The 16,725-nt window shown below is 73.9% G+C and carries 16 protein-coding genes and 1 riboswitch; of the genes, 12 read left to right on the plus strand and 4 right to left on the minus strand.

The window, feature by feature from the left end:
• Positions 1-111: 111 nt before the first annotated feature.
• On the minus strand, positions 112-738 hold the full coding sequence (locus ACNAW0_RS03495; protein ID WP_416286218.1) for a copper resistance CopC family protein: 627 nt from the start codon (positions 736-738) through the stop codon (positions 112-114).
• Between the two features lie 224 nt (positions 739-962).
• On the opposite strand from ACNAW0_RS03495, the gene ACNAW0_RS03500 reads away from it, so the two are divergent.
• Complete coding sequence (locus ACNAW0_RS03500) at positions 963-1,628, plus strand: hypothetical protein (protein WP_416286219.1); 666 nt, start codon at positions 963-965, stop codon at positions 1,626-1,628.
• A gap of 89 nt (positions 1,629-1,717) precedes the next feature.
• Here ACNAW0_RS03500 and ACNAW0_RS03505 read toward each other — a convergent pair whose 3' ends face one another.
• Positions 1,718-2,053 (minus strand): hypothetical protein, encoded by a 336-nt coding sequence (locus ACNAW0_RS03505; protein WP_416286220.1) that lies wholly within the window; start codon positions 2,051-2,053, stop codon positions 1,718-1,720.
• 198 nt (positions 2,054-2,251) lie between these two features.
• Between ACNAW0_RS03505 and ACNAW0_RS03510 the strand changes: the two genes are divergently transcribed.
• The 6 genes from ACNAW0_RS03510 to ACNAW0_RS03535 all read left to right on the plus strand — a co-directional run bounded on the left by ACNAW0_RS03510 (position 2,252) and on the right by ACNAW0_RS03535 (position 8,194).
• Complete coding sequence (locus tag ACNAW0_RS03510; RefSeq protein WP_416286221.1) at positions 2,252-3,112, plus strand: septum formation family protein; 861 nt, start codon at positions 2,252-2,254, stop codon at positions 3,110-3,112.
• Between the two features lie 54 nt (positions 3,113-3,166).
• Complete coding sequence (locus ACNAW0_RS03515; RefSeq protein ID WP_416286337.1) at positions 3,167-4,459, plus strand: PucR family transcriptional regulator; 1,293 nt, start codon at positions 3,167-3,169, stop codon at positions 4,457-4,459.
• Positions 4,460-4,537: 78 nt separating this feature from the next.
• Positions 4,538-5,707, plus strand: a complete 1,170-nt coding sequence (locus tag ACNAW0_RS03520; protein WP_416286222.1) for an acyltransferase domain-containing protein — start codon at positions 4,538-4,540, stop codon at positions 5,705-5,707.
• Complete coding sequence (locus ACNAW0_RS03525) at positions 5,704-6,648, plus strand: beta-ketoacyl-ACP synthase III (RefSeq protein WP_416286223.1); 945 nt, start codon at positions 5,704-5,706, stop codon at positions 6,646-6,648. The genes ACNAW0_RS03520 and ACNAW0_RS03525 overlap by 4 nt, the downstream gene beginning before the upstream one ends.
• Positions 6,649-6,731: 83 nt before the next feature.
• Positions 6,732-6,971: an acyl carrier protein gene (locus ACNAW0_RS03530; protein ID WP_007072348.1), complete on the plus strand. Its 240-nt coding sequence runs from the start codon at positions 6,732-6,734 to the stop codon at positions 6,969-6,971.
• A 2-nt stretch (positions 6,972-6,973) separates the two neighbouring features.
• Positions 6,974-8,194 (plus strand): beta-ketoacyl-[acyl-carrier-protein] synthase family protein, encoded by a 1,221-nt coding sequence (locus ACNAW0_RS03535; protein ID WP_416286224.1) that lies wholly within the window; start codon positions 6,974-6,976, stop codon positions 8,192-8,194.
• 332 nt (positions 8,195-8,526) lie between these two features.
• Here ACNAW0_RS03535 and ACNAW0_RS03540 read toward each other — a convergent pair whose 3' ends face one another.
• Positions 8,527-10,209 carry a glycoside hydrolase family 3 protein gene (locus tag ACNAW0_RS03540; protein ID WP_416286225.1) on the minus strand — a complete coding sequence of 561 codons (1,683 nt, stop codon included), beginning with the start codon at positions 10,207-10,209 and terminating at the stop codon, positions 8,527-8,529.
• 40 nt (positions 10,210-10,249) lie between these two features.
• A complete protein-coding gene (locus ACNAW0_RS03545) occupies positions 10,250-10,738 on the minus strand; it encodes a DUF3145 domain-containing protein (RefSeq protein WP_416286226.1) in 489 nt (162 codons plus the stop codon).
• 324 nt (positions 10,739-11,062) lie between these two features.
• Between ACNAW0_RS03545 and ACNAW0_RS03550 the strand changes: the two genes are divergently transcribed.
• The 5 genes from ACNAW0_RS03550 to ACNAW0_RS03570 all read left to right on the plus strand — a co-directional run bounded on the left by ACNAW0_RS03550 (position 11,063) and on the right by ACNAW0_RS03570 (position 16,722).
• Positions 11,063-11,392 (plus strand): hypothetical protein, encoded by a 330-nt coding sequence (locus tag ACNAW0_RS03550; RefSeq protein WP_416286228.1) that lies wholly within the window; start codon positions 11,063-11,065, stop codon positions 11,390-11,392.
• A 232-nt stretch (positions 11,393-11,624) separates the two neighbouring features.
• The gene (locus ACNAW0_RS03555) at positions 11,625-13,742 is read left to right on the plus strand and encodes a HelD family protein (protein WP_416286229.1); all 2,118 of its coding nucleotides are present in this window, start codon (positions 11,625-11,627) and stop codon (positions 13,740-13,742) included.
• 87 nt (positions 13,743-13,829) lie between these two features.
• Complete coding sequence (locus ACNAW0_RS03560) at positions 13,830-14,744, plus strand: cation diffusion facilitator family transporter (RefSeq protein WP_416286230.1); 915 nt, start codon at positions 13,830-13,832, stop codon at positions 14,742-14,744.
• A gap of 145 nt (positions 14,745-14,889) precedes the next feature.
• Positions 14,890-15,023, plus strand: a riboswitch (cyclic di-AMP (ydaO/yuaA leader).
• 4 nt (positions 15,024-15,027) lie between these two features.
• Positions 15,028-16,095, plus strand: coding sequence for a coiled-coil domain-containing protein (locus tag ACNAW0_RS03565; RefSeq protein WP_416286231.1), 1,068 nt, complete (start codon positions 15,028-15,030; stop codon positions 16,093-16,095).
• A 108-nt stretch (positions 16,096-16,203) separates the two neighbouring features.
• Complete coding sequence (locus tag ACNAW0_RS03570) at positions 16,204-16,722, plus strand: hypothetical protein (RefSeq protein WP_416286232.1); 519 nt, start codon at positions 16,204-16,206, stop codon at positions 16,720-16,722.
• Positions 16,723-16,725: the final 3 nt, after the last annotated feature.

Below are 16,725 nucleotides of genomic sequence, written 5' to 3' on the forward strand. Positions count from 1 at the left end.
GCCCCTTCGCGGTCCGGCCGCGCGCCTCCGCAGTCCAGCCGGGCGCCTTGGCGGTGCGGCCGGGCCCTTCGCGGTGCGGCCCGGGATCGGGCCGGCCGCGGGCCGCGCCGGTCAGCCGCGGCGCGCGGAGCGGCGGCGGAGCAGCAGCCCACCGCCCAGCGCACCGAGCACGACCACCACCCCGAGCGCCCACCACAGCCCGGCGCCTCCGCCGTCCGCCGAGCGCGACGCGGCCGGTTCGAGGCTCGCCGCCGAGGTCGCCGGGGTGCTGGGCGGCCCGCTGGTCGCCGCGGCCGCCGACGCGGTGGGCGGCGCGGTGGGCGGCGGCGCATCGGAGGGGGTGGCGGTCGCCGCGCCGGCGGTCAGGGTGAAGGTGATCTTCCCGTTGACCTCGTGGCCGTCGATCGAGCCGACCCGGTACGCCACTGTGTACAAGCCGGCCGGTCCCGGGTTGAACGGCACGCTCACCTGCTTGCCGGAGAACGTCGGCTCGCCGGTGGAGCCGGGCGTGTCGTCCGGCCCGGTCACTGTGATCTTGGTCCCAGTTGGGGCCGGAGTGGCGAGGAAGCGAAGCTCGACGCGCTTCGGGGCGGTCGCCACCTTGGCCCCGTCCTTCGGATTGCTGCCGGTCAGCGAATTGTGCGCCGCGGCCGGGCCCGCCGGTAACACCGACCCGGCCAACGCCACGCCGAGGACCACCAACCAGGTACGCGCCGCTCGGGCGGCCCTGCCCCCCATAGATCCCTCCATCCGGGTACGATCCGGCCGCTGATCATCGACCGCTAGTTAGTCGCTTACAGATCGCAAATAGTTCCAAATACTCTTCCAGCAGCTGCAACCTAGCGACGTTCCACGGAGTCTTTTGAGGTGGGCACCGGTCTTCGCCGGGCGGCCACCACCGTCGGCCGATCAAGCGTGACCTGCAGCGGGAGCCACCCATCGAACGGGGCGAGGAGGCGGCGATGGTCCGGAGGGTGAGGCGGCTGCTGGCAGCCGTGGCCGGGACGCTGATCGCAACCGCCGCCGCGCTGGCCCTGGCCGGCCCGGCCGCAGCCCGCCCGGCGGCGGTCAAGGCCGAGCGCCCGGCGGCCGGAGTGGACATCACCGGCGACCAACTGGACCAGCCGCTGCGGCTGCGCGCCAACACCCATCCCGCCGAGGTGAACGCGGTCCTCGACCAGGTCAGTTGGCTGGGGCGGGCCGGCCAGCAGCGCGGCCCGCAGGCCGCCGACCTCGGTCCGAAGTACACGGTCGTGGTGCTCATTGGGGACAGGCCGACCAAGACCTACGACCTCTACCCGCTCGCCAAGGGCGGTCCCCGGGTCTACCGGCCGGCCAAGCAGCCCGACCGGAGCAAGCCCCTGGCCGGCTGGTTCTTCGGCCGGCTGACCATGTCGGAGACGCTGCGCTCCACCGGGGTGCCGCTGGAGCGGCAGTTCGACACGCTCAGCGGCGGCATCGGCGGCGGCGACCGGGTCCTCCCGGAGGAGTCGCTGGACCCGGCGCCGGACATCGACGAGGCGATGAGTGAGCTTCAGCGGCTGCTGCTGCTCAACGTCGGGGTGATGGTGACCATCACCGTCGGGCTCGCCGGCATCGCCCTGCTGGTCCGCCGCCGTACCCGCTGAGGCTGGCCGCCGCGACGGCCGCAGACCTCCCGCACCAGCCCTCGGTCGCCCTCACCCCGCTCACGCCGACCCTTGCCGGGGCGGCAGGATCAGCACCAGCGGTGCGGCGGCCGCTCCCGGCGGATCGTCCGGCTACGGGGACGGACCGCGCCGTGCCGGTGCCCGCCCGCCCAGCCGGGCCGGTCGCTGCAGCAGCCCGGGCCGGGAGCCGGCTCGGGCACGGCCGGCAGCATCGGCTCGGCAACCCGCTGCCGTGGCGCGGGCGGGTCGTCGTCGCCGCGTTCGGGCGTCCGTCCGGCAAGCGGCTCGGCCGGATGGGTCACTCCCGTCCGGCGGGGGTGCTTGGCGGACGCCGGCTGTTCTTGGTGGCCCAGCCGGCAGGGTTCGCCCTGGGCACAGCCGTGCTCGGCCTCCCCGTGCGCCATCCCGGCCTCCTCAGTCTCGCCATCGCCCGTCGGGCGGTCGTCCCGGCGTGCCACCTGACACCGTACTGGCCGGGTCCGACGGAGTGGATGGCGCGTACCGGGTCGGCCGGCCACGAGCGCGCCGGGGCGGCCGACGGGGCGGCGCCCGACCCGGGTTTGTCGTACGCTTCCGCGCGGTCCGGGTGCTGGAGGGTGGGGATGGGTCTGCGTAGGGTCGGCTCGCTGCTGCTGGCGCTCGCCGCGAGCATTCTCGCTGGGTGCGACCTGCTGACCGGCCCACCGCCGTCCGGGTTCGTGCCCGAGGCCGGGGTGTGCCACCTGACGATGGGCGACAACGCTACCAGGACGGCGTACCGGCCGGTGACGTGCCTGGAGCGGCACGAGGCCGAGACCTTCCTGGTGGGCCGCTTCGCCGGGGCCGACGCCGACTCCGACGACCCGCCGGCGAACGGGTCGGACGCGGCGCTGCGCGCGTACGCCTCGTGCCGCACCGCGGCGCGGGAGTTCCTCGGCGACGACTGGCGGACCGGGCGGCTGACGCTGCGGGTGGTGCTGCCTACCGCCGACGGCTGGGCGGCCGCCGAACGCTGGTACCGCTGCGACGTGGTGGAGATCGTGGCGCTGGACCTGTACGACCCGAACCTGCGGGCAAACAGCCTCGAGGACGCGCTGCACGGGCCGGCCGAATGGCTGCGCCACGGCTGCTACACCCCTACGTTCGGGTCGAGCGGCGAGATCAGGACATTGCCACCGGCCTCGTGCACCGGCCCCCATCAGAGCGAGTTCGCCGGTGTGTGGTGGGCCGACGACGTGCCGTACGGCGAGGAGATCCCGCCGGAGGCAATGTCCGACGGCTGTTACGGCGTGGTCGCACGGTACCTGGGTGTCGCGGACGACCAGGAGCTGCGACCTCGGCTGGACGCGCTCTACCTGCTGCCCACCGAGGAGGAGCGGGCGGCCGGTGAGACCGGCGTGCTCTGCCTCCTGCACACCGAGGGCGAGCCGCTGACCCGGTCGCTGGCCGGCGTCGGGCTGCGCGGTCTGCCCGCGTCCAACTGACGTGCCCGGTCCGCGGGCCGCGTCCACCACTCGCCGACCCTCGGTGTCGAGGCCCTGGTCAGGACATGTCAGGCTGAAGCGGTGAGCGAGCCGGGCGGGACCGAACTGTCGGCCACGCTGCGCCGGATCGAACGGGCGGCGGGCGCACTGGCCACCGCCAGCGTGGCCCGGATGGACGAGGCCCTGCCCTGGTTCCGGGAACTGCCGGCGGACCAGCGGTCCTGGGTCATGCTGGTCGCCCAGGCGGGTGTGCGGTCGCTGGTGCAGTGGTTGCGGCAGGGCGGCGGCGCGGCCGACAGCACCCAGGAGGTGTCGGACGAGGTCTTCGCCGCCGCGCCGCAGGCGCTGGCCCGCTCGATCAGCCTGCAGCAGACCGTCGCGCTGATCAAGGTGACCATCGAGGTGGTCGAGGAGCAGGTGGCGCACCTGGCCGCCGAGGGCGAGGAGCAGCCGCTGCGGGAGGCCGTACTGCGGTTCTCCCGGGAGATCGCGTTCGCCGCCGCCCGGGTGTACGCCCGGGCCGCCGAGTCGCGCGGCTCGTGGGACGCCCGGCTCCAGGCGTTGCTGGTGGACGCGTTGCTGCGGGGTGACTCGCCGGACGTGTTGGCCAGCCGGGCGGCGGCGCTGGGCTGGACGGACGCGCCGCCGGTGGCGGTGGCGGTGGGCCGCTCCCCCGGCGGTGAGGTGGCCGCCGTGCTGCACACCGTCTATCGGCAGGCCCGTCGGATCGGGGTCGAGGTGATCGGCGGCGTGCACGGCGACCGGCTGGTCATCGTGCTCGGCGGGGCGGCGGACCCGATCACGGCGACGGAGAAGCTGCTGACCGCGTTCGGGGAGGGTGCGGTGGTGGTGGGCCCGGCCGTGCCCAGCCTGGACGAGGCGACGGACTCGGCGCGGGCCGCGCTGGCCGGGTTCCGCGCGGCGCCGGCCTGGCCGACCGCGCCCCGCCCGGTGCCCGCCGCCGACCTGCTGCCCGAGCGGGCCCTGGCCGGCGACGCCGAGGCCCGCCGCCGGCTGCGCCACGACGTGTACGCGGCGCTGGTCCGCGCCGGGGGCGAGCTGCTGGAGACCCTGGACGCCTTCTTCGCCGCCGGCGGCACGCTGGAGAGCGCCGCCCGGGCGCTCTTCGTGCACCCCAACACGGTGCGTTACCGGCTCAAGCGGGTAGCCGAGGTGACCGGCTTCTCGCCCTTCGCGCCGCGCGACGCGTTCGCTCTGCAGGTGGCACTGACCGTGGGACGGCTCGACCCGGTGGTCCCGGCCGTCGCACCCGTCCCGAGCCAGACAATGGCCCCAGGGGTCAGAAAAACGTCACACACAGGTGATGATCGCCGCCGATTTTTGTAGCTTTCCTCCAAAGCTTCTAGTGCGGTTTGGTGCCGTGCGTTACAGCGCGACCCGCGAGTATCCGTCAGAGTCGTAGACGTGCTCGCCCTTCTCTCACCCGGACAGGGTTCCCAGAAACCCGGTTTCCTGACTCCCTGGCTCGAGCTGCCCGGTGCCGGGGCCCGCCTGCGGTGGTGGTCCGCGCTTGCCGGGGTCGACCTGGTCCACCTCGGCACCCAGGCGGACGCGGACGAGATCAGGGACACCGCCCGCACGCAGCCGCTGCTCGTCGCGGCCGCGCTGCTCGCCGCCGAGCACCTGCCGATGTACGACGTCGCACTGGTCGCCGGTCACAGCGTCGGCGAACTGGGGGCCGCCGCCCTGGCCGGGGTGCTGCCCGCCGAGGCGGCCGTTGCCCTCGCCGGCGTACGCGGCCGGGAGATGGCCGCCGCCTGCGCGCTGGAGCCCACCGGGATGGCCGCCGTGCTCGGCGGCGACCCGGACGAGGTGCTCGCCGCCATCGAGGCGCACGGCCTACACCCGGCCAACCGCAACGGTGCCGGCCAGGTCGTCACCGCGGGCGCGGTGGCCGGCCTGGAGAAGCTGGCCGCCGAGCCACCGGCGAAGGCCCGGGTCATCCGGCTCCAGGTCGCCGGCGCCTTCCACACTCCGTACATGGCTCCGGCCGAGGCCGCCCTGGGCGCCGTGGCCGGCGGCATCGTGCCGGCCGACCCGGCCCGGATCCTGCTCTCCAACCTCGACGGCGCCGCGGTCAACCACGGCCGGGAGATGGTGCAGCGGCTGGTCCGGCAGGTCACCGCCCCGGTTCGCTGGGACCTGTGCATGCGGACCCTGGCCGACCTCGGGGTCACCGGCGTGATCGAGCTGCCGCCGGCCGGCACCCTGGCCGGCCTGGTCAAGCGCGAGCTCAAGGGCGAGGGCGTGCCCGAGATCGTCACCCTGAACACCCCCGACGACCTGCCCGCCGCGCGGGACCTGATCGCCCGGCACAGCGGCCTGCCCGGCCACGAGCCGGTGATCCAGTTCCGGGTGGTGGTCGCCCCCGCGGCCGGGGCCTTCGAGCCGCTGACCGAGCTGGCCGAGGGCACCGACGTGCGCGCCGGTCAGGTCATGGGCCACGTCGCGACCCGGCAGGGGCCGGTCGAGGTGGCCGCGCACCACGGCGGGCTGCTCACCGAGTGGCTCGCCCACCACGACGACCCGGTCGCCCCGGGCCAGCCGCTCGCCCGGATCGGAGGTCAGGCATGACTGGCAGCAAGATCATCGCCATGGGGCACTACCAGCCCTCCCGTGTGGTGACCAACAACGACATCGCGCAGTTGGTGGACACCAACGACGAGTGGATCCGGGACCGGGTCGGCATCGCCACCCGGCGGATCGCCGGTGACGAGACGGTCGCCGACATGGCCACGGCCGCGGCCGGCAAGGCGCTGGCCAACTCCGGCCTCACCGCCGCCGACATCGACCTCGTCGTGGTCGCCACCTGCACCTCGATCGACCGCAGCCCGAACGTGGCCTGCCGGGTCGCCGCGAAGCTGGGCATCACCGCCCCGGCCGCGTACGACATCAACACCGCCTGCTCGGGCTTCGCGTACGCGCTGGGCACGGTCGACCACGCGGTCCGGGCCGGTGCGGCACGCAACGCGATCGTCATCGGGGCGGAGAAGCTGTCCGACTTCACCGACTGGACCGACCGCTCGACCTGCATCATCTTCGGCGACGGCGCCGGGGCCGCGGTGGTCACCGCGACCGCCGAGGGCGAGCCGGCCGGGGTCGGGCCGGTGGTCTGGGGCTCCGTGCCGGAGAAGAGCGACGCGGTCCGGATCGAGGGCTGGCGGCCGTACATCGCGCAGGAGGGGCAGGCGGTGTTCCGCTGGGCCACCACCGCGCTGGCGCCGCTCGCGCTGGAGGCCTGCGAGAAGGCCGGGGTGGACCCGTCCGAGCTGGCCGCGTTCGTGCCGCACCAGGCCAACGGCCGGATCATCGACGGCATCGCCAAGCGGCTGAACATCCCCGACGCGGTCATCGCGAAGGACATCATCGAGTCCGGCAACACGTCGGCGGCGAGCGTCCCGCTGGCCCTGTCCAAGCTGGTCGAGCGGCGGGAGGTGCCGGCGGGCGCGCCGGTGCTGCTGTTCGGCTTCGGCGGCGGTCTGACCTACGCCGGTCAGGTCGTCCGCTGCCCCTGAAGACCCCTCGGGCGCGAGCGCGCCGAGGAGTGACGACCGGCGTCGCCGGTCGTCGAGTGAACCCATGAGAGGAACCAACCGCAATGACCCGTGACGAGATCACCGCCGGCCTCGCCGAGATCCTCGAAGAGGTTGCCGGGGTGAACCCGGACGACGTGGCCGAGGGGAAGTCCTTCACCGATGACCTCGACGTCGACTCGCTCTCCATGGTGGAGGTTGTGGTGGCGGCCGAGGAGAAGTTCGGCGTCAAGATCCCGGACAACGAGGTGCAGAACCTGAAGACCGTCGGGGACGCCGTCAGCTACATCGAGGCGCAGTCCTGATCATGAGTCGTCCCGACGTCGTCGTCACCGGGCTCGGCGCGACGACCCCGCTCGGCGGGGACGTCGCGTCGACCTGGGACGCCATGCTCGCCGGCCGCTCCGGGGTGAGTGCGCTCACCCAGGAGTGGGCGGCGCAACTGCCGGTCCGTATCGCGGCCCAGCTCGCGGTCGAACCCATCGAGGTGCTCGACCGGGTCAAGCTGCGCCGGCTGGACCGGTCCCAGGCGATCGCGATCATCGCGGCGCAGCAGGCCTGGGCCGACTCCGGGCTGGCCGGCTCCGGGCTGGACCCGGAGCGGCTGGCCGTCAGCGTCGGCTCCGGCATCGGCGGGGCCACCACCCTGCTCGCCCAGGACGACATCCTGGAGGCGTCCGGGCCGCGGCGGGTCTCCCCGCACACCGTCCCGATGCTGATGCCGAACGGCCCGGCCGCCTGGGTCGGGCTGGAACTGGGCGCCAAGGCCGGGGTGCACTCGGTGGCCAGCGCCTGCGCGACCGGCGCGGAGGCGATCGCGCTCGGCCTGGACATCATCCGCTCCGGCCGCGCCGACGTGGTGGTGGCTGGCGGCACCGAGGCGGTCATCCACCCGCTGCCGATCGCCGGTTTCGCCTCGATGCGGGCCATGTCCACCCGCAACGACGAGCCGGAGCGGGCCTCCCGCCCGTGGGACAGGGGCCGCGACGGCTTCGTGCTGGGTGAGGGCTCGGGCATCTTGGTCCTGGAGCGCGCCGACCACGCCGCCGCCCGGGGCGCTCGGGTGTACGCGCGCATCGCCGGCGCCGGCATCACCTCGGACGCGTACGACATGGTGCAGCCGCACTCCGAGGGCCAGATCCGGGCGATCGCGAAGGCGATCGCCGACGCGGACGTGGCGAAGAGCGACATCGTGCACGTCAACACGCACGCCACGTCGACTCCGACCGGCGACATGATGGAGATCGAGTCCCTGCGTACCGCGCTCGGCGAGCACCCGGTGCTGGCCGCGACCAAGTCGATGACCGGTCACCTGCTGGGTGCGGCCGGCGCGCTGGAGTCGATCGCCACCATCCTGGCCATCCGCGACGGTGTCGTTCCTCCGACGATCAACCTCGACGACCCGGACGAGGGCCTCACGATGGAGGTGGCCGCCCACAAGCCGCGCCACATGGAGATCTCTGCCGCGCTGAACAACGCGTTCGGCTTCGGGGGCCACAACGTGGCTCTCGTCTTCACGCGGGCCTGACACCCCTCGGAGGCACAGGTGACCACGACCGCCCCCAGCGCCGAGAGTTCGACGGTCGACCACCGGGATCCCGAGGTCCGGCTTCGGGCCCTGTTCGACGCCGGCACGCTGCGGCTGGCGTGGTGGACGACGTGATCAAGCCGGCGGAGACCCGGCGACGGATCGCCGAGGCGCTCGCGGCGGCGCCGGCCGCCCGCGGCGCGCACGGCAACATCCCGCTGTAACGACCGCTGCCACGTCCAGGGTCCGCGCCCGCTCCGGGCGCGGACCCTGACGCCGTTTCAGCCCCGATTGTGCGGCTGCTGCCGGGTCGTCAGCACACGCCGTACGGGTCAGGCGGCGCAGGTGGTGGCGGGCAGGCCGGTCACCGGGACCGGCGAGTGGCCGGTCGGTCGGGCCTTGCCGGCGAGCACGCCGGCCAGCGCGGTCATCGACGCGCGGCTGGACGAGTAGGTGGCCAGCAACGTCGGCGACGTGGCGTCGGCCAGCACGTACGGGGTGTCCATCGCCACCGTCACGGCCGCGTCGGCCCGCAGGTCGGCGGCGCTGTCGCCGTGCCCGACGAGGTGCACGATCCGGCCGCCCTTCGGCACCACGTCGACCCCGGCGGCGGTGAGCGCCTCGGTCAGCGCGGCGCGGGCGCGGTCCCGCTTGCCGGCGGAGGTCACGGTGACCGGCCCGGCCACCGGGGCCGCGTCGCAGCGGCCGCGCAGCACGGTGACCGCGGCGGCGGCCAGGTCGTCGGCCGCCTTACGGTGCTCGGCGCTGCCCAGCGTCGACATGTCGGGGGCGGGCCGGTCGGCCAGCTTGAACTTCATGGTCAGCACCCGGGTGACCGCCTCGACCAGCCGGGCCCGGGGCAGCGAGCCGTCCCGCAGCGCGGCGAGCAGCCCGTCGTACGCCTCGCTCACGTTCGGGGTCATCAGGATGAGGTCGTTGCCGGCGTTCAGGGCCCGGACCGCGGCCTCCCCCGGCGACCAGCGCTTGGCCGGCGCCATGTTCATCCCGTCCGTGATCACCACGCCCTGGAAGCCGAGCTGGCCCCGGAGCACGTCGGTGAGGACCTTGTGGGAGAAGGTGGCGGGGGTGCCCGGGTCGATCGCCCGGATGTCGAGGTGGGCGGACATCACCGCCATGGCGCCCGCGTCGATCCCGGCGTGGAACGGCGGGAACGCGGTGTCGTCCAGCACGGCACGGGACTGGCCGACGACCGGCAGGTCCTTGTGCGAGTCGGCGGCGCTCAGGCCGTGCCCGGGGAAGTGCTTGACGCTGGCCGCCACCCCCTCGGCCTGCAGGCCCCGGACAGCGCCGGCCACCTGGGCGGCGGCCTGCTCGGGGTCGGCGCCGAAGGAGCGGGAGCCGATCACCGTGCTGGGAGTGGCCAGCACGTCGGCGACCGGGGCGAAGTCCATGTTGATCCCCATGGCGGCCAGTTCGGCGCCGGCGGCCCGCCAGGCGGTCTCGGTGAGCGCCGACTCGCCGGCCGCGCCGACGGCGAGCGCGCTGGGCAGCAGCGTCACCCCGTCGGTGATCCGGGTGACCACGCCGTACTCCTGGTCGGTGCCGATCAGGAAGGGTGCCGGGCCGGCGGCGAGCTTGCCGGCCGCCTCCCGCAGGCCGGTGGTCAGCTGGCGGACCTGCCGCGGGTTGTCGACGTTGGTGGTGACCTGGTTGGCGGAGGTGGGGTCATCGGCGCTGAACCCGACCAGGATCACCCCGCCGAGGCGGTACTTCGCCACCATCTCGGCGGGGGTGTTCACCCCGGCGAGGGCACGGTTGCCGGCGGCCGACCCGGGCGAGACCTGGGTGGCCGAGCTGCCGTACGCGTAGGGCATCAGTACCTGCCCGACCAGGTCCTCGTCGGCGAGCGTCCGCACCAGCTCCGCGGCCCGGGCGGCCGGGGTGGCGGCGGACGGGGCAGGGCCCGGCGATCCCGAGCATCCGGAGACGAGCAGTGCGGTCAGTGCGGTGAGCGCGACGAAGCTACGCCGAGGGATGGTCGACACAGGGCCCATCCCATCAGTTTTACGCGTATCGGGGCAACTTGACCTTCGGTCAGCCCACCCGGGTGAGCAGGGTCACCGGAGCGCCGTCGCCGGCGTACCGGTAGGGCTCCAGTTCGGCGTCCCACGCGGTGCCGAGCGCCTTGTCGAGGGCGTGCCCGAGCGCCTCGGCGCGGGCGGAGGCCAGGATGGCACGCAGCCGGTCCTCGCCGAGTTGGATGTCGCCGGCCGCGCCGACGGTGGCCCGGAACAGGCCCCGCCCCGGGACGTACATGAACCGCTCGCCGTCGACGCCCGGGCTCGGCTCCTCGGTCACCTCGAAACGGATCATGGGCCACTGCCGAAGGGCAGCGGCCAGCTCGGCACCCGTCCCCGGGCTACCGGTCCACCCGCACTCGGCGCGCCGGGCACCGGGCTCGACGGGCTGGGCCGTCCAGTGCAGGTTGACCGGCGCGGCGAGGACGCGCGCGATCGCCCACTCGACGTGAGAGCACACGGCGAGTGGGGTGGAGTGGACGTATACGACGCCACGCGTTGGCACGGTGACCTCCCGGAGAGCGAGGTGCGTCTTCCCCTACGACCTCGTCACCCGAGTGGTGCTTGCAACACATGATGACCGGTGTGGCGGATGGTGCGCCAGCGAATCGGAAAATTCGCCGGTGTCGGCCGTCGGAAATACCCGGGTGGCTGACCCGGTTGACCCTCCTGACGGCGCGATGACCAGCCAGGTGTCGAGGTCGTGTACAGTTCTCTGGGCGGTTCTGTGCCGCCGCACAATCTTCGCGGGCCGACGCTCACCCCGGGCGTCACCCGCACCAGCCCCCGGACGTTTCAGTCCTCCCGTACGTCTGCAAGGAGTACTTCCGTGGCGAGCAACACCTCTAAGACCGCGCGCGCGTCAGTCCGGGCCGGCCAGGCTGGCCAGGGTGGCGCCCTCAGCGTGCTGGGCGAGTTCAAGTACCTCATCCCGCTCAACGGCGGCAAGCACGCCTACGTGCGCAACCTGACCAACGGCAAGACCGTGCGCCTGCGCACCGACTCCGAGGCCTTCGTCGAGGAGATCCGGACGCTGGCCGCCGCCGGCCACGCCACCAAGGTCCGCGCCGAGCTCAACGGCCTCGCCGCCGCCTACCCCGAGCACGGCTGGGACGCCACCGAGAAGCGCCTCGTCGAGGCCGGCGTCTTCGAGGGCTGAGTCCCTCACCCGCGTCACCCAAACCGCCCGCCGGGTCGTCCGGCGGGCGGTTCGTCGTCTCCGCCGCTTCCCCGGCGAGGGGTCCGGCGGGCACGGGGTGCGATCGCCCGGATAACGGGCAACCGCCACCGCCGGGCACGGCCACCGGCATGGCCACGACGAGGGCCCGAGCGGCGGCCCGTACCCTCATTCAGCCCACCGTGCCCGCCGCGTGACCACAGGAGCCCCCGCCTTGAGCGACCAGACCACCCTGGACCGGGAGATCGCCGCCGAACAGCGGCATCTCGATCGGGTGTACGCCCGCTTGGCGGAACTGCGCCGCTCGGCCGCCGACGCCGAGCGGGAGGGCTACCGGCTGGCCCGGGTCGGCAACTTCGGCGCGTTGGTGGAGCGGGACGCGATGGTGTTCCACGCCGCGCAGCGCCGGTACGTGCTGGACGCAGAGCACGAGGGGCTGGTCTTCGGCCGGCTCGACCTGCGTACCCGGCAGGTGCTGCACGTGGGGCGGCTCGGCGTGCGCGGGGAGAACGCCGAGACGCTGGTGGTGGACTGGCGGGCGCCGGCCGCCGCCGCCTTCTACCGGGCCACCCCGGCCGAGCCGATGGGCGTGGTACGCCGGCGCACCATCCAGTCGTCGGCGGAGCGGGTCACCCGGATCGAGGACGACCTCCTGGACCCGGAGGCGGCGCCACCGGACATGGCGGTGGTCGGCGACGGCGCGCTGCTGGCCACGCTGTCCCGGGCCACCGGGCGGGGCATGCGGGACATCGTCGCGACCATCCAGCGCGAGCAGGACGAGGCGATCCGCTCCCCCGGCTCGGGGGTCACGATCGTCTCCGGCGGCCCGGGCACCGGCAAGACCGCGGTCGCGCTGCACCGGGCCGCGTACCTGCTCTACTCCGACCGGTCCCGGTACGCCGGCGGCGGCATCCTGGTGGTCGGCCCGTCCGGCGTGTTCGTCGAGTACATCGCCTCGGTACTGCCCTCGCTCGGCGAGGAGACCGCCACCCTGCACTCGCTCGGCTCGCTCTTCCCGGGCATGTCGGCGACCCGTACCGACCTGCCGGAGGTGGCGGCGGTGAAGGGGTCGCTGCGGATGCGCCGGGTGCTGGAACGCGCGGTCCGGGACGCGGTGCCGGATTCCCCCACCGAGCTGCGCCTGCTCTACCGGGGCGAGCTGCTCCGGCTGGGCCGGGCCGAGCTGGACGCGATCCGGGACCGGGCCCTGCCGCGCGGCGCGCGCCGCAACGAGGTGCGACGGGGCGGCTTCGACGCCGTCCTCGCCGCCCTGTACGGACAGGCTCGCGGGCTGCGGATCGGCCGGCTGCCGGAGCAGCCCGCGTTCGAGGACGAGATCATCGAGCGGCCGGAGTTCCGCGAGTTCCTCAAGGCCTGGTGGCCCCGGCTGCACCCGCGGCACGTGCTCGGCTGGCTGGCCCGCCCCGAGCGGCTGCGCCGGTACGCCGGCGGGATCCTGGCGGCCGACGAGATCCGGCTGCTGACGCGGGCGTACCGGACCCTGGACGCCGAGGGGCCGACCATCGCCGACATCGCGCTGCTGGACGAGCTGGACGCGCTGCTCGGCAAGCCGGTGCAGCGGGCGAAGCCGAGGCGCGACCCGTTCCAGCTCGCCGGGGGCGTTCGCGAGCTGAGCACGTTCGCCGACCGGCAGCGGGCGGCCCGGGCCGCCGCCCGGGAGCGCCCGGAGGACTACCGCGACTACGCCCACGTGGTGGTCGACGAGGCGCAGGACGTCTCCCCGATGCAGTGGCGGATGATCGGCCGCCGGGGCCGGCTGGCCTCCTGGACCGTGGTGGGCGACCCGGCGCAGACCGCCTGGACGGGTGACGCGGGTGAGCTGACCCGGGCCCGGGACCAGGCGCTGGGGCAGCGCCGCCGGTACCGGTACGAGCTGACCACCAACTACCGCAACTCCGCCGAGATCTTCGCGGTGGCGGCGGCGGAGATCCGCCGCCGCTACCCGGACCTGGCGCTGCCGACCGCGGTGCGCTCCACCGGGGTGCCGCCGGTCGAGCGGATCGTGCCCGCCGCCGAGCTGCCGGCCGCGACCGTGGCCGCGGCCGGCGCGCTGCTGGCCGAGGTCGAAGGGACGGTCGGCGTGATCACGCCGGTGCCGCGCCGGGACGAGGTCGCCGGCTGGCTGGGCGACCTCGGCGGCGGCCGACTCCAGGTGGTGACCAGCCTCCAGGCCAAGGGCATGGAGTACGACGGGGTGGTGCTGGTGGCGCCGAGCGAGATCCGGGCCGATCAGGGTTCGGGCGTACGGACCCTCTACGTGGCGCTGTCCCGGGCCACCCAGCGCCTGACCACCCTCGACCCGGTCGGCTGACGACGGTCGGGCCCCGGCTCACTTGCATACATAGCGATGTGAGCATAAATTGGGCCCCGCCGGGGTGACGGGCGAAAGGGTGTGGGCGTGGGCGCAGGTCATGACCACAGCGGCACGGTCACCAACGCCGCACACCGCCACCGGGGTCGGCTCTGGGCCGCGCTCGGGCTGCTCGCCGCCCTCATGCTGGCCGAGGCGGGGACCGCGTTCGCCACCGATTCGCTGGCCCTGCTCTCCGACGCCGGGCACATGTTCACCGACGTGCTTGGCATCGGCATGGCGCTCGCCGCGATCACCGCCACCCGGCGGGCCAACACCGATCCGCAACGCACCTTCGGGCTCTACCGGCTGGAGGTGCTGGCCGCGCTCGCCAACGCGGTGCTGCTCGGCGCGGTCGCCGCCTACGTGTTCGTCGAGGCGGTACGCCGGTTCGGCAGGCCGCCGGAGGTGCTCGCCGGGCCGATGCTGGCCGTGGCGGTGCTCGGCCTGCTCGCCAACCTGGCCGCGTTCGCGCTGCTGCGGACGGGCGCGCAGGAGAGCATCAACGTGCGCGGAGCGTATCTGGAGGTGCTCGGCGACGTGCTGGGCTCGCTCGGGGTGATCGCCGCCGCCCTGGTCATCACGTTCACCGACTGGTGGTGGGCCGACCCGCTGGTCGCCGTCGCGATCGGGCTGTTCATCCTGCCGCGCACCTGGCGGCTCGGCAGGGCCGCGGTGCGCATCCTGGTGCAGGCCGCCCCGGAGCACCTCCAGGTGACCGCGGTGCGCGATCGGCTGGCCGCTGTGCCTGGGGTCGCCGAGGTGCACGACCTGCACGTCTGGACCCTCACCTCGGGCATGGACGTGACCTCGGCGCACCTGACCACGACGCCCGGCGCGGAGGTGGGCGAGGTGCTGGCCGCGGCGCGGGCCGCACTGCACGAGGACTTCCGGATCGATCACGCCACGTTGCAGATCGAACCCGGAGCGTCAACCGGCGCATGCGGACCTGTGGAGTGGTAATTAGGACAAACTTAAATTCAAGTGGCTATTGTGCATCTGTGCCGGCTTTAGCCCGATTCTCGGTCCCCGTCGCCGGGGGCCGGTCGGCGTACGGCCGGTAGGCTCGGTCGCGGTCTCCACCCGGCGGCGCGTTTCGGCGCCGGGGCGGCGGCCGTCGCCTAATCGCCAGCAGCACGGCGAGCCGGGGAACCACGTTCCTGGGGTGCATCCGCGTCAGCGGTAGGGATCTTCCGTCCCGAACCCGTCAGCTAACCCGGTCGGCGGTTGACGGAAGGACACGTGAATGCCACCTGTGGCACCTGTACGACGGACGGCCGCCCGGTTGGCGGCCCTGCTCGTCGCGACGCTCGCCCTCGGCGTCGCGGCCGCGCCGGTCTCCCCCGCCTCGGCGGCCGCCCCGACCGGCCTGCTTGCCGCCCCGCCCGGCGACGAGGGCGGCACCCCGGCGCTGCGCGCTCAGCTCGACGCGGCCAGCAAGGGCTGGCTGGACGCGCGGGCGGCGCTGAAGCGGTCGGTGCAGCGGCAGCAACAGCTCACCACCCAGCTCAAGACCGTCAACGCCGAGCTGGGCGTACGCGACGCCAAGGTCGGCGAGATCGCCGGGGTCGCGTACCGGACCGGGCGGCTCGGCACCGCCGCGGCGCTGCTCGACACCAGCAGCCCGGAGGGCTTCATGGACCGGGCCGCCACGCTGCAACAGGTCGCCGCGCACGAGGACCGCGCGCTGCGCAACCTGATCGACACCCGGGACCAGTCCACCCGCACCCAGGCCGCGCTCGACGGCGAGATCCGGGAGCAACGCAAGCAGGTCGCGGTGATGGCCAAGCGCAAGGAACAGGCGGAACACGCGCTGGAACTGGCCAACAAGAAGGCCGCCAGCACGAGCGGCGGGGGCAGCGTGCAGGGCACCTCGCGGGCCAACGCCAAGGCGGCACCGCGCAACGCCGACGGCTCCTGGCCCTCGGAGTCGTGCAGCGTGAACGACCCGACCCCGGCCAACGGCTGCATCACCCCGCGCATGATGCACGCGCTCCAGCAGGCCAAGGCGGCCGGGTTCACCCGCTACGTCTCCTGCTACCGGCCCAGCGGCTCGGGCGAGCACCCCAAGGGCCGGGCCTGCGACTTCGCCGCCCAGAAGGGCGGCTTCGGCGGGGTGGCCACCGGCGGCGACAAGACGTACGGCAACAACCTGGCCGCGTACTTCATCCGCAACGCCGACCCGCTCGCCGTGCTCTACGTGATCTGGTACAAGCAGATCTGGCTGCCCAGCAGCGGCTGGAAGGCGTACAGCGGCGGCAACGGCGACCCGTCCAGCGACCACACCAACCACGTGCACCTGTCGGTGTACTGAGGCTCGCCGGTGGCCCGCCGCCCGGCGGGCCACCTACGCCCACCGACGTACGTCGGAGGTCGCCGTGCGTCCGACGACGCGGGGCCGGCGAGGACCGAGCATCGGGGCATGAGCCGACTCTCACCCGCCGGACGCAAGGCCCTGCTCACCCTGCACCTGGTCACCGCGCTGGGCTGGCTCGGCGTCGACCTGGTGCTGCTGGCCCTCGGTGTCGCCGGCCTACGCGGAGCCGACCCCGAGGTGGTCTATCCAGCGGCGGGTCTGCTGGTCACGTACCTCTTCGCCCCGCTGAGCGTGCTGGTCTGGCTGGTCGGGCTGGCCAGCGCGCTGTTCACCCCGTGGGGGCTGCTGCGCTGGCGCTGGGTGCTGGTCAAGTTCGTGATCACCACGGCGATGCTGGGGTTGGTGCTGCTGCTGCTCACCCCGACCGTGCGCCGGCTCGGCGAGCTGGGGCCGGACCTCACCGCCCGGGACCGGCTGGACCTGGTCATCCCGCCGACGGTCTCCAGCACCCTGCTGATCGTCACGACCGTGCTGTCCACCTACAAGCCGTGGGGGCGGCTGCGCCCGGCCGCCCCGACGGCCCGACGTCCGGAGTTGTCGCGAACCGCCGGGCGGCGGAGCTGACTG

It is taken from the genome of Micromonospora sp. SL1-18 (assembly GCF_047921505.1).
Classification (GTDB): Bacteria; Actinomycetota; Actinomycetes; order Mycobacteriales; family Micromonosporaceae; genus Micromonospora.

Bases quoted from the DNA above. Each gene is read 5' to 3' on its own strand.
- ACNAW0_RS03495 (WP_416286218.1), bottom strand. From the start codon at position 738: ATGGGGGGCAGGGCCGCCCGAGCGGCGCGTACCTGGTTGGTGGTCCTC.
- ACNAW0_RS03500 (WP_416286219.1), top strand. From the start codon at position 963: ATGGTCCGGAGGGTGAGGCGGCTGCTGGCAGCCGTGGCCGGGACGCTG.
- ACNAW0_RS03505 (WP_416286220.1), bottom strand. From the start codon at position 2,053: ATGGCGCACGGGGAGGCCGAGCACGGCTGTGCCCAGGGCGAACCCTGC.
- ACNAW0_RS03510 (WP_416286221.1), top strand. From the start codon at position 2,252: ATGGGTCTGCGTAGGGTCGGCTCGCTGCTGCTGGCGCTCGCCGCGAGC.
- ACNAW0_RS03525 (WP_416286223.1), top strand. From the start codon at position 5,704: ATGACTGGCAGCAAGATCATCGCCATGGGGCACTACCAGCCCTCCCGT.
- ACNAW0_RS03530 (WP_007072348.1), top strand. From the start codon at position 6,732: ATGACCCGTGACGAGATCACCGCCGGCCTCGCCGAGATCCTCGAAGAG.
- ACNAW0_RS03535 (WP_416286224.1), top strand. From the start codon at position 6,974: ATGAGTCGTCCCGACGTCGTCGTCACCGGGCTCGGCGCGACGACCCCG.
- ACNAW0_RS03540 (WP_416286225.1), bottom strand. From the start codon at position 10,209: ATGGGCCCTGTGTCGACCATCCCTCGGCGTAGCTTCGTCGCGCTCACC.
- ACNAW0_RS03565 (WP_416286231.1), top strand. From the start codon at position 15,028: ATGCCACCTGTGGCACCTGTACGACGGACGGCCGCCCGGTTGGCGGCC.
- ACNAW0_RS03570 (WP_416286232.1), top strand. From the start codon at position 16,204: ATGAGCCGACTCTCACCCGCCGGACGCAAGGCCCTGCTCACCCTGCAC.